The sequence below is a fragment of the Enterobacter sp. 200527-13 genome (assembly GCF_027924865.1).
In the GTDB taxonomy this organism is placed as follows: Bacteria; Pseudomonadota; Gammaproteobacteria; order Enterobacterales; family Enterobacteriaceae; genus Enterobacter; species Enterobacter ludwigii.
Window position 1 is genome coordinate 220,589 of record NZ_BSCM01000004.1, and the last position, 12,072, is coordinate 232,660.

13 protein-coding genes are annotated in these 12,072 nt (G+C 54.4%); 7 read left to right on the forward strand and 6 right to left on the reverse strand.

From position 1 onward, the window contains the following. Positions 1-25 precede the first annotated feature (25 nt). Positions 26-1,066 carry an aldo/keto reductase gene (locus QMG44_RS15815; protein WP_032680300.1) on the forward strand — a complete coding sequence of 347 codons (1,041 nt, stop codon included), beginning with the start codon at positions 26-28 and terminating at the stop codon, positions 1,064-1,066. Between the two features lie 53 nt (positions 1,067-1,119). Here the strand turns inward: QMG44_RS15815 and QMG44_RS15820 are convergent, their stop codons facing one another. Further along, on the reverse strand, positions 1,120-1,608 hold the full coding sequence (locus QMG44_RS15820; protein ID WP_014171606.1) for a TIGR00645 family protein: 489 nt from the start codon (positions 1,606-1,608) through the stop codon (positions 1,120-1,122). Positions 1,609-1,689: 81 nt separating this feature from the next. Continuing rightward, a complete protein-coding gene (locus QMG44_RS15825; protein WP_020883663.1) occupies positions 1,690-2,193 on the reverse strand; it encodes an ESA_00282 family adhesion-associated protein in 504 nt (167 codons plus the stop codon). 102 nt (positions 2,194-2,295) lie between these two features. Between QMG44_RS15825 and QMG44_RS15830 the strand changes: the two genes are divergently transcribed. Together QMG44_RS15830 and QMG44_RS15835 are read left to right on the forward strand one after the other, a co-directional pair. Next, entirely contained in the window at positions 2,296-2,700 is a 405-nt protein-coding gene (locus tag QMG44_RS15830; RefSeq protein ID WP_020883662.1) for a hypothetical protein, read from the forward strand. Between the two features lies 1 nt (position 2,701). Beyond that, positions 2,702-3,148, forward strand: a complete 447-nt coding sequence (locus tag QMG44_RS15835) for a cytoplasmic protein (protein WP_086532115.1) — start codon at positions 2,702-2,704, stop codon at positions 3,146-3,148. A 45-nt stretch (positions 3,149-3,193) separates the two neighbouring features. On the opposite strand, the gene exbD is transcribed toward QMG44_RS15835, so the two are convergent. Both exbD and exbB read right to left on the reverse strand, forming a co-directional pair. Then, a complete protein-coding gene (gene exbD / locus QMG44_RS15840) occupies positions 3,194-3,619 on the reverse strand; it encodes a TonB system transport protein ExbD (protein WP_014171610.1) in 426 nt (141 codons plus the stop codon). A 4-nt stretch (positions 3,620-3,623) separates the two neighbouring features. After that, positions 3,624-4,355 (reverse strand): tol-pal system-associated acyl-CoA thioesterase, encoded by a 732-nt coding sequence (gene exbB, locus QMG44_RS15845; RefSeq protein WP_014171611.1) that lies wholly within the window; start codon positions 4,353-4,355, stop codon positions 3,624-3,626. 251 nt (positions 4,356-4,606) lie between these two features. Between exbB and metC the strand changes: the two genes are divergently transcribed. Continuing rightward, positions 4,607-5,794, forward strand: a complete 1,188-nt coding sequence (metC, locus tag QMG44_RS15850) for a cystathionine beta-lyase (protein WP_232937743.1) — start codon at positions 4,607-4,609, stop codon at positions 5,792-5,794. A gap of 149 nt (positions 5,795-5,943) precedes the next feature. Next, a complete protein-coding gene (gene yghB / locus QMG44_RS15855; protein ID WP_014171613.1) occupies positions 5,944-6,603 on the forward strand; it encodes a DedA family general envelope maintenance protein YghB in 660 nt (219 codons plus the stop codon). Between the two features lie 47 nt (positions 6,604-6,650). On the opposite strand, the gene QMG44_RS15860 is transcribed toward yghB, so the two are convergent. Beyond that, a complete protein-coding gene (locus tag QMG44_RS15860) occupies positions 6,651-7,550 on the reverse strand; it encodes an AraC family transcriptional regulator (protein ID WP_086532113.1) in 900 nt (299 codons plus the stop codon). 195 nt (positions 7,551-7,745) lie between these two features. Between QMG44_RS15860 and yqhD the strand changes: the two genes are divergently transcribed. Further along, entirely contained in the window at positions 7,746-8,909 is a 1,164-nt protein-coding gene (gene yqhD, locus QMG44_RS15865) for an alcohol dehydrogenase (RefSeq protein WP_020883658.1), read from the forward strand. Positions 8,910-9,014: 105 nt separating this feature from the next. Next, positions 9,015-9,842 (forward strand): 2,5-didehydrogluconate reductase DkgA, encoded by an 828-nt coding sequence (gene dkgA / locus QMG44_RS15870; protein ID WP_020883657.1) that lies wholly within the window; start codon positions 9,015-9,017, stop codon positions 9,840-9,842. A 35-nt stretch (positions 9,843-9,877) separates the two neighbouring features. On the opposite strand, the gene QMG44_RS15875 is transcribed toward dkgA, so the two are convergent. Next, the gene (locus QMG44_RS15875; protein WP_020883656.1) at positions 9,878-12,049 is read right to left on the reverse strand and encodes a YgiQ family radical SAM protein; all 2,172 of its coding nucleotides are present in this window, start codon (positions 12,047-12,049) and stop codon (positions 9,878-9,880) included. Positions 12,050-12,072: the final 23 nt, after the last annotated feature.

Consider the following 12,072-nt stretch of genomic DNA (forward strand, 5'->3'; position numbering starts at 1 on the left):
ATTCATCGACAAGAAAGGAGACATCATGTCCTGGCACCCTTACCCCGCCCGCTACGAAAATATGCAGTACCGCTACTGCGGAAAAAGCGGCCTGCGCCTGCCGGCGCTGTCACTTGGTCTGTGGCATAGTTTCGGCCACGTACAGCCTCTCGACTCTCAGCGGGCGCTGTTGCATAAAGCCTTCGACCTCGGCATTACCCATTTCGATCTTGCCAACAACTACGGCCCGCCGGCGGGAAGCGCGGAAGAAAACATGGGTCGTCTGCTGCGGGAAGATTTTGCCGCGTATCGCGATGAACTGATCATCTCAACCAAAGCAGGCTATGACATGTGGCCGGGGCCGTATGGGTCGGGCGGGTCGCGCAAATACCTGCTCGCCAGTCTCGATCAGAGCCTCAAGCGCATGGGGCTGGAGTATGTGGATATTTTCTATTCTCACCGCGTGGATGAAAATACGCCGATGGAAGAGACCGCCGCTGCGCTGGCCCAGGCTGTGCAGAGCGGTAAAGCGCTGTATGTCGGTATCTCCTCCTACTCCACGGAGCGCACCCAGAAAATGGCGGACCTGTTACGTGAGTGGAAGATCCCGCTGCTTATCCACCAGCCATCTTACAACCTGCTCAACCGCTGGGTCGATCACACCGGCCTGCTGGATACGCTTGAGAAAAACGGGGCGGGTTGCATTGCGTTTACGCCGCTGGCGCAGGGTCTGCTGACCGGAAAATACCTGAACGGTATTCCTGAAGATTCTCGTATGCAGCGTGAAGGCAAGAAGGTGCGCGGTCTGACGGAAAACATGCTGACTGAAGCCAACCTGAACAGCCTGCGTTTACTGAATGAGATGGCACAGGCCCGTGGTCAGACGATGGCGCAAATGGCACTGAGCTGGCTGCTGAAGGATGAACGCGTGACGTCCGTGCTGATTGGTGCGAGCCGTCCGGAGCAGATCGAAGAGAACGTGCAGGCCCTGAATAACCTGCGCTTTAGCGACGATGAGCTGAAAAGGATTGACCAGCATGTTGCGGATGGGGAATTGAATTTGTGGCAGGCATCGTCGGATAAATAGCGCGGTCTGTCGCGCTCACGCTCCCCCTCTCCCCTGGGAAGAGGGGGGGAAAATTACTTCTTACTGATCTTATCCAGATACCCCATCACGAACGCAGACAGCACAAACGTCAGATGGATAATCACATACCACATCAGTTTGTTGTCCGGGACATTCTTGGCGTCCATGAATACGCGTAACAGGTGGATAGATGAGATCGCCACAATCGACGCGGCCACTTTATTCTTCAGCGACGAGGCATCCATTTTGCCCAGCCAGTTGAGCTTCTCTTTGCGCTCGTCGATATCGAGCTGAGAGACAAAGTTCTCATAGCCGGAGAACATCACCATCACCAGTAATCCGCCCACCAGCGTCATATCCACCAGCGAGAGCAGAACCAGAATCAAATCTGCTTCGGCAATGGAAAAGATGTTCGGCAGAACATGCAAGATTTCCTGGAAAAACTTAATCGTCAGCGCAATCAGCGCCAGCGAAAGGCCAAAATAGACGGGTGCCAGTATCCAGCGAGAGGCGTACATCGCGTTTTCAAAGAAGCGTTCCATAAAGTCCTGTCTGCAAACGAAACCAGCGCCCAGTATATCTCAACGGCGCTGACTGTTTGCAACAACTCACTCGTTGTACGTTCAGACATTGTCAGGATTGACGTCCGGGCGCGCATACTCCGGCCAGACCAGCACCACCAGTTCCGGATACGCCTCCAGGCTGAACTCACGAAAACACTGGCGCAGGTTTAATACGTCCAGATCGGAACAGGAGACCTTCTCACCGTTAAGGCAACGCTTTTTGATATTGTCATAATATTTATACACCGCGGAATTCAGGTCGCTGCAGCGGCGCTGCGCTTCAAACAACCCAGGCGTGTCATTAATTTCCGACATTTTCATTCGCTTAATTGTCGCGTGCAAAAAGTCGATATATTCATGGTTCACCCGCCAGTACCAAACCGGTGTAACCGAGTTCATCAATACGGAGAAATGGTCTTCACCTTCCTCTTTTGTCATCAGTTCAGGTAGCGGAGGTTCACTGGCGTCTTTCGACACTTGCGTTTTATTGAACTCCTGCATCAATAAAAGAACACCAGCGGTCAGTAATAGTAATGTGATGACCGTAAAAAAAATGCTGTTCATGGGTAGGCTCCATTTTTTTTGATTTTAAAATTGCCTCATGATATTGTCAACGAATCTCACGCCTTTACCAACCCCACCCTGTTGTAATTAAAGGAAATTAAAATGCTGCCCGACTACCTCGTCCCGGCTAAGTACCACATTGCGCCTGTGGAACAGCAAACGACGGAAGCAGAAAAAGAGGCTAATTTCACTCAGGGGAAAAGAAAGCTCTCTGATTACGAGTCTGACATATTAATAGGCGTTTCTCGCACCGGTAAATCCCGTAATATGTTACTGGAAGAGCACGACCGTCATATAAAGGACCGGTTATTTCGCGCCGTTAAAATAGAAGCCTTTGTCCACCTGCTGAATGACCTGCAGGCCGAAGGTGAAATAGATGCTCAGAAACTAAGTCAAATAATCGCGGAAAAAACCAAAGAAATAAACGAAGCCGGCAATGAAATTTGGCTTAATCTAATTACGCGTGAAACCAATAACCCTATTTTTTATAACCTGGGGGAAGAGTAACGTGAAAGAAATTAAAGATAACGACGTTTATTTGGCTTTAGATAACAAAAAAAGTGATGAATTTATCTTAAAGCAAAATCTCGATGCACTGCGAAACACAAAAAATGCCGAGATGACGCGAATAACGCAAGACCTGGTATCGATCCCGGCGACGCTGGTACGCCTGAAATGGCATAATCGCCGCGAGATTTATCCTCTGCAGGTGAAGGAAGAGATATACGGCGCGGTGATGAATACCCTCATCGAACAGCGGCCTGAGCTGAAAGAGAAGCTTCTCGGGCGTCTGGAGGCCAATTATCAGTATCTGCTCGCCAGAGAAGTGGCCACCCTGCGCCTGACGCGCAAACTGTCTGACGGCGAGTACCGCACGTCAAACGTCACCTGCGTTGCGCTTGATGAAGACGCGCTGGCGTCCCACGCGCCTGCGTCCACTGAGACAAAAAACTGATCGCCCGACACGCATAAAAAAAGCCGGCTTTCGCCAGCTTCTTTGTTATTTCGCGGCCGCTTTCTCTTCGCCGACCAGCCCAATCTTGAGATAACCCGCCTGATGCAGCGTGTCCATTACCTTCATCATGGTTTCGTAATCGACGGTTTTATCCGCGCGGAAGAAGACCGTGGTGTCTTTCTTGCCGCCGGTGAGCTGATCCAGCGCCGGGATAACAGACTGATCCGTCACCGGGTCGTTGCCGAGGAACATCGATTTATCCGCTTTCACCGACAAATAGACAGGTTTCTCAGGACGCGGCTGCGGCTGGCTGGAAGAGGCAGGCAGATTAACCTTCACGTCGACCGTCGCCAGCGGCGCAGCCACCATGAAAATAATCAGCAGAACCAGCATGACGTCGATAAACGGCGTCACGTTGATTTCATGCATTTCGCCGTTATCGTCCAGATTTTCGTTAAGACGCATCGCCATACAATCAACCTACGCGCAGTTTAGACGCCGCATGCACCGGTTTAACGGAGCTGGCATTGAGGTCAAGATCGCGGCTTTGCAGCAACAGCACCTGCGCGGCAACGTCACCGAGCGTGGCTTTATAGTTGCCAATCATACGCGCGAAGATGTTATAGATGACGACCGCCGGAATGGCCGCGACCAGACCGATTGCGGTCGCCAGCAGCGCTTCGGCAATCCCTGGCGCAACCACCGCCAGGTTGGTGGTCTGCGTCTGCGCAATGCCGATAAAGCTGTTCATGATGCCCCAGACCGTACCGAACAGACCGATGAACGGTGAGATCGCCCCGATAGTGGCCAGATAACCGTTACCGCGGCCCATATGGCGGCCAACGGCAGCAACGCGACGCTCCAGGCGGAAGCCGGTACGTTCTTTAATGCCTTCGTTATCTTCACTGCCTGCGGAGAGTTCCAGCTCGTTCTGTGCTTCGTTGACTAACAGGGTGGTCAGGCTTTTTCCATGGAAGGATGAGGTCATGTCTAAGGCCTGATCCAGGGAGCGGGCTTCAGCCAGTTGCTGTTGTTCCCGCTTGAGGCGACGCTTCTGCGACAGCAGTTCGACGCTCTTACTGAAGAAGATAGCCCAGGTGATCACGGACGCCAGAACCAGGCCGATCATCACAATCTTAACCACGATGTCAGCATGATGATACATGCCCCAGACGGAGAGATCCGTCTGCATCAAATTATTACCCACTCTGTATCTCCAGGACGCAAATCACAAAATCTGACCGTAATAATATCAAAACGTCGTCGAATTGATAGTAGTTCTCATTAGTATTTACATACTGCCGTAATTTTCGTTCACTTTCCTTGCGCTTACGCAGTAAAAATTTCTTATGCGTATTTTTGCTAATATTTTCTGCTTATTCGATAAGCCCCCGGGTGCAGATTTTTACAATCGTGGTAGTCTGGACGTCCAGACGTATAAAAACAGGGTTAGCGAACATGACAAAGAAGCATCTTGATACCACGCTGGTACAGGCAGGACGCAGCAAAAAATACACTCAGGGATCGGTCAACAGCGTGATTCAACGCGCCTCCTCGCTGGTATTTGATACCGTCGAGGATAAAAAAATCGCCACGCGCAACCGCGCCAAAGGCGGGCTGTTCTATGGCCGTCGTGGCACGCTAACCCATTTTTCACTTCAGGAAGCCATGTGCGAACTGGAAGGGGGCGTGGGCTGCGCCCTGTTCCCCTGTGGTGCGGCGGCAGTTGCCAATACCATTCTGGCGTTTGTGGAACAGGGCGACCATATCCTGATGACCAATACCGCTTATGAACCAAGCCAGGATTTTTGCACCAAAATCCTCAGCAAGCTCGGCGTGACCACCGGCTGGTTCGATCCGCTGATTGGCGAAGGTATCGCTGAACTTATCCAGCCGAACACGCGCATTGTGTTTCTGGAATCCCCAGGCTCTATCACCATGGAAGTGCACGACGTCCCGGCTATTGTGAAAGCAGTGCGCAGCAAAGCCCCCGAGGCAATCATCATGATCGACAACACCTGGGCGGCGGGCGTGCTGTTCAGGGCGCTGGAATTCGACATTGATATCTCTATTCAGGCCGCGACCAAATATCTGATTGGCCACTCTGATGGCATGATCGGTACTGCCGTATCCAACGCGCGCTGCTGGGATCAACTTCGGGAGAATGCCTACCTGATGGGCCAGATGGTGGATGCGGATACGGCCTACATGACCAGCCGCGGTATCCGTACGCTGGGAGTGCGCCTGCGTCAGCACCATGAAAGCAGTCTGAAGGTGGCCGAATGGCTGGCCCGGCAGCCGCAGGTCGAGCGCGTTAATCATCCGGCGCTTCCGGGCAGCAAAGGCCATGAATTCTGGCAACGTGACTTTACGGGCAGTAGCGGGTTGTTCTCATTTGTTCTTAAAAAACGGCTCAATAACGACGAACTGGCGAACTACCTGGATCATTTTACCCTTTTCAGCATGGCTTACTCCTGGGGCGGGTTTGAATCCCTGATCCTGCCTAACCAGCCGGAGCAAATTGCGGCCCTGCGCCCCGGTGGAGAAGTGGATTTCAGCGGCACGCTGATCCGACTGCATATTGGTTTAGAAGATGTTGACGATTTAATTGCGGATTTAGCGGCAGGGTTTGAACGTATCGTGTAGAGTGCATGCTGAAAATGTACTCCCTGGACGCTTTTGTGAACACTGCCACCAGAAAAGTCTGCATTAGTTGCGCCCGCGATCAAACCCCACGGGCGAATTAGGGAGTACAATAGCGCTATATCTGCATCTGCTGTTCCACAGGAAAGTCCATGGCTGTTATTCAAGATATTATTGCGGCACTCTGGCAACACGATTTTGCCGCGCTGGCGGACCCTCACGTTGTAGGTATCGTCTATTTCGTGATGTTCGCAACCCTGTTTCTGGAAAATGGATTACTGCCAGCTTCATTTTTACCCGGTGACAGCCTGCTTTTACTGGCCGGGGCGTTAATCGGTAAAGGCGTCATGGACTTCACGCCGACGATGGTCATACTTACCTCCGCTGCCAGCCTCGGTTGCTGGCTGAGCTATCTGCAGGGCCGCTGGCTCGGCAATACGCGCGTCGTGAAAGGTTGGCTGGCGCAGTTACCGCATAAATATCATCAACGTGCGACCTGCATGTTTGACCGCCACGGTCTGCTGGCGCTGCTGGCCGGGCGTTTTCTGGCGTTTGTTCGCACGCTGCTGCCGACCATGGCAGGCATTTCCGGGCTGTCAAACCGCCGCTTCCAGTTCTTCAACTGGTTGAGCGCCCTGCTGTGGGTAGGCGTGGTGACCACACTTGGCTACGCGCTGAATATGATCCCCTTTGTGAAACACCACGAAGACCAGGTAATGACCTTCCTGATGATCCTCCCGCTTTTCCTGCTGGTCGCGGGACTGCTCGGGACGATTGCGGTCGTGATTAAGAAGAAATACTGCAGCGCGTGATATAAAAAAGCCGGGTGACGTTACGCTTACCCGGCTGGACTCTCCCCTCAGGTCCCCTGCATCATTCTGATGCGCGACGCATCTTCCCCCGGCGTGACGCCGAAGTAACGCTTAAACTCCCGGCTAAACTGCGACGCACTTTCATAGCCCACCCGCATCGCCGCCGCGCTGGCCTTCATGCCATCATGGATCATCAGCATACGAGCCTTATGCAGCCGATAGGTTTTGAGATACTGCAGCGGCGAGGTGCTGGTCACCGACTTAAAATTATGATGAAACGCCGAGACGCTCATGTTTGCTTCCGCCGCCAGCTGGTCAACGCTCAGGTTTTCCGTGTACTGGCTTTCGATACGCTTGAGCACGCGGCTAATCAGGCTGAAGTGCGTCTGGCGGCTGACCAGCGCGAGTAATGCCCCACCGCCCGGCCCCAGCAGCACATGGTAAAGAATTTCGCGGATAATCTGTTTGCCCAGGATGCGTGCATCCAGCGGCCGTTCCATAACGTCGAGCAGACGCTCAATGGCGCAGAGGATCTCCTCGGATAACGTCGCGGAGTTAATCCCGCTCGCGGGCATCGACGGCCGGAACAATGCGTCCTCGCCAATCTCCATCAGCAGCTCCTGCAGCTGAAGGATATCAACATTTAAACGAATGCCCGCCAGCGGTACCGCTTCTGTCGCGAAAGTTTCACATTCAAAGGGTAAAGGTACTGTGAGCAGCAGATATTCATTGGTGTCATACCGGAACACGCGCTCATTGATATAGCCAATTTTATGGCCTGAAAAGAGAAAAACGATGCCCGGCTGGTACATGACCGGTGTGCGTGTCCCTGGCTGCGTCCCATACAGAAGACGAATGTCAGGCAACATCTCACCGACGCCATTTTCTTTATCAATCAGTATTTTAATCTGCGCAGTAAGCTGAAGGCAGATCGCTTCACGGTTCATTTTACGTTACTCCGGCTACGGTTTCCGACGTTAACAGTGTGCGCAGTTTACCGTGTTTTCTCCAGCGTTCTGTAGAAATGGGCAAGACATCGGCAGGAATGTGCATTGAGAGGATAGCCCCGGACGGCCACAATGTGCAGCATCAGGTAGCCTTCAGCGCCACCACGGTTTTTCACCCACATAAGGGAACGAGCAATGAATAATTTTAATCTCCACACCCCAACCCGCATTCTGTTTGGTAAAGGCGCTATCGCCGACCTGCGCGCACAGATCCCCGCTGACGCCCGCGTACTGATCACCTACGGTGGCGGCAGCGTGAAAAAAACCGGCGTACTGGATCAGGTTTACAGCGCGCTGGAAGGTCTGGACGTGCGTGAGTTCGGCGGTATCGAGCCTAACCCGTCTTATGAAACACTGATGAACGCGGTCAAGATCGCCCGTGATGAAAAAGTCACCTTCCTGCTGGCAGTCGGCGGCGGCTCCGTTCTGGACGGCACCAAATTCATCGCCGCTGCGGCGCACTACGCGGACGGTATTGACCCGTGGCACATTCTGGAAACCCGCGGCAGCGATATCAAAAGCGCGATCCCAATGGGTTCCGTGCTGACCCTGCCTGCGACCGGTTCTGAATCCAACAAAGGTGCCGTTATCTCCCGTAAAACCACGGGTGATAAGCAGGCCTTTATGAACGATCACGTTCAACCTGTATTCGCCATCCTCGATCCGGTTTACACCTACACCCTGCCTGCACGTCAGGTCGCGAACGGTGTGGTCGATGCGTTTGTGCACACCGTTGAGCAGTACGTTACCTACCCGGTAGATGCCAAAATTCAGGATCGCTTCGCGGAAGGCATTCTGCTGACGCTGATTGAAGACGGTCCGACAGCGCTGAAAGAGCCGGAAAACTACGATGTGCGCGCCAACGTGATGTGGGCGGCAACCCAGGCGCTGAACGGTCTGATCGGTGCCGGCGTGCCGCAGGACTGGGCAACCCATATGCTGGGCCACGAACTGACGGCCATGCACGGTCTGGATCACGCACAAACGCTGGCCGTCGTCCTGCCTGCACTGTGGAACGAAAAACGTGATACCAAACGCGCTAAATTGCTGCAATACGCTGAGCGCGTGTGGAACATCACCGAAGGTTCTGACGATGCGCGTATCGACGCGGCTATCGAAGCAACCCGCAGCTTCTTTGAAGGTCTGGGCGTGCCAACGCGTCTGTCCGGCTATGGTCTGGATGGCAGCTCCATCCCTGCCCTGCTGGCGAAACTTGAAGAACACGGTATGACCCAGTTGGGCGAGCACGGCGACATTACGCTGGAAGTGAGCCGTCGTATCTACGAAGCGGCACGCTAAGCGTTTTTGACATCCCGACTTTCGTTTTTTGACATTTCGTCCAGACTTAATGCACATCACATCGTCGGGGGTTCCCTCCGACGATGAGCACCTGAAGGAGGAAAAATGGCAAACCAAACCGTAATCAAGCTGCAGGATGGCAACGTGATGCCCCAACTGGGGCTAGGTGTATGGAAAGCCGGTAACGACGAGGTCGTCTCCGCCATTCATAAAGCACTGGAAGTCGGCTATCGGTCGATTGATACCGCCGCCGCGTACAAAAATGAGGACGGCGTGGGTAAGGCACTGGCCAGCGCTGGCATGCCCCGCGACGACCTTTTCATCACCACCAAACTGTGGAACGACGATCAAAAACGCCCCCGCGAAGCCCTGCAGGAGAGTCTGGACAAACTCCAGCTCGATTTCGTCGATCTCTATCTGATGCACTGGCCAGTCCCGGCTATCGATCACTATGTTGACGCCTGGAAAGGGATGATTGAGCTGCAGCAGGCAGGGCTGGTGAAAAGCATCGGCGTGTGTAATTTCCAGGTTCACCACCTGCAGCGCCTGATTGACGAGACGGGTGTCGCGCCGGTTATCAACCAGATTGAGCTGCACCCGCTGATGCAGCAGCGTCAGCTTCACGCCTGGAACGCCACGCACAAGATCCAGACCGAGTCCTGGAGCCCGCTGGCACAGGGCGGTGAAGGGGTGTTCGACCAGAAAATTATTCGCGATCTCGCGGATAAATACGGCAAGACGCCGGCGCAAATCGTTATTCGCTGGCATCTGGACAACGGCCTGGTGGTGATCCCGAAATCGGTCACGCCATCGCGTATCGCTGAGAACTTCGACGTCTGGGATTTCCGCCTGGATAAAGATGAACTGAGTGAAATTGCGAAGCTGGACAAGGGCAAGCGTTTAGGCCCGGATCCCGATCAGTTTGGCGGGTGAATAAAAAAACCCCGGCTCGCCGGGGTTTTTATTTTTTACGCTTTACGTTTCACGGGTTTCTTCGCACTGGCGTTACCGTTTGAACGCTGATGCACAATCGGCGTGTGCTTGGTCAATGCCGGGCGCGTGTGGCGGTTCTGGCGGCGCGCTTCACGCATCTCGTCAAGCGTAGGCGCAGGCACCAGGCAGTCGCGGCGCGAGCCGATCAGGTGCTTTTTACCCATATCTTCCAGCGCCTGACGGATCAGCGGCCAGTTAGCCGGATCGTGGTAGCGCAGCAGTGCTTTATGCAGACGGCGCTGTTTATCCCCTTTCGGCACCACCACATCTTCACTCTTATAGCCAATTTTACCCAGCGGGTTCTTGCCGGTGTAATACATGGTCGTTGAGTTCGCGAGCGGTGATGGATAGAAGTTCTGCACCTGATCCAGACGGAAGCGACGCTGTTTCAGCCACAGCGCCAGGTTCACCATGTCCTCATCGCGCGTGCCGGGGTGCGCGGAGATGAAGTATGGGATCAGATACTGCTCTTTACCCGCCTGCTTCGAGTAGGTGTCAAACAGCTCTTTAAAGCGATCGTAGCTGCCCATACCCGGCTTCATCATCTTGGACAGCGGGCCTTCTTCGGTATGCTCAGGGGCAATTTTCAGGTAGCCACCCACGTGATGCGTCGCCAGCTCTTTGATGTAGCGCGGATCTTCCACGGCGATATCGTAACGTACCCCAGAGGCGATCAGGATCTTCTTGATCCCTTTCAGGTCACGTGCACGACGATAAAGGTTGATCGTCGGTTCATGGTTGGTATCCATGTGCTGACAGATATCCGGGTACACGCACGACAGACGACGGCAGGTCTGTTCCGCGCGCGGTGATTTACAGCGCAGCATGTACATGTTCGCAGTCGGGCCGCCCAGATCGGAGATCACCCCGGTGAAGCCAGGCACGGTATCGCGAATGGCTTCGATCTCATTGATGATCGAATCTTCGGAGCGACTCTGAATAATGCGCCCTTCGTGCTCGGTAATGGAGCAGAAGGAGCAGCCGCCGAAGCAGCCGCGCATGATGTTTATTGAGAAACGGATCATCTCATACGCCGGGATTCGGCTCTCGCCGTATGCCGGATGCGGCACGCGTTTGTACGGCAGCGCGAAGACGCTGTCCATCTCTTCGGTGGAAAGCGGGATGGCCGGCGGGTTGATCCAGATAAAGCGCTCGCCGTGCTTTTGCATCAGCGCACGCGCGCAGCCCGGGTTGGTTTCGTGGTGCAAAATACGGGACGCATGCGCGTAGAGCACTTTATCGGCTTTGACCTTCTCAAAGGAAGGCAGCAGCACGTAGGTTTTTTCCCACGGTTTCGGGCGCGGCGGCTGAACAACAATAGCTTTCGTTTCAGCTTTCTTTGGCTCTACCGGTTTGTTATCCGCACACGGCAGATCGTCGCCGTACGGGTGCGGGATCGGGTCGATTTTACCCGGCATATCTATGATACGGGAATCCACCCCGCTCCAGCCCGGCAGCGCCTCTTTCACCATGATCGCGGTGTTGCGCACGTCGCGGATGCTGCTCACCGGCTCACCCTGTGAGAGACGGTGCGCCACTTCCACCAGCGGACGTTCACCGTTACCGTAAATCAGCATATCGGCTTTGGAATCCACCAGCACCGAACGGCGCACGGTGTCTGACCAGTAGTCGTAGTGCGCGGTACGGCGCAGACTCGCCTCGATGCCGCCCAGGATAACCGGCACGTCTTTCCAGGCTTCTTTGCAGCGTTGGGTGTAGACCAGCGTCGCGCGGTCAGGACGTTTACCCGCGACGTTATCCGGCGTGTAGGCATCGTCATGACGCAGCTTACGGTCGGCGGTATAGCGGTTGATCATCGAGTCCATGTTGCCTGCGGTCACGCCGAAGAACAGGTTGGGTTTCCCCAGACGCATAAAGTCGTCTTTGCTGTTCCAGTCAGGCTGGGCGATGATCCCCACACGGAAGCCCTGCGCCTCAAGCATACGGCCACAGATAGCCATGCCAAAGCTCGGGTGGTCGACATAGGCATCGCCCGTCACCAGAATGATATCGCAGCTGTCCCAGCCCAGTTGGTCCATCTCTTCCCGGGACATCGGCAGGAACGGCGCCGGTCCAAAGCAGGCCGCCCAGTACTGGGGCCAGGAGAAGAGGTCACGATCCGGCTGGATCAGGGAAATTGCGCTCATAGTGCTTCCGAAGAAAAAATAGA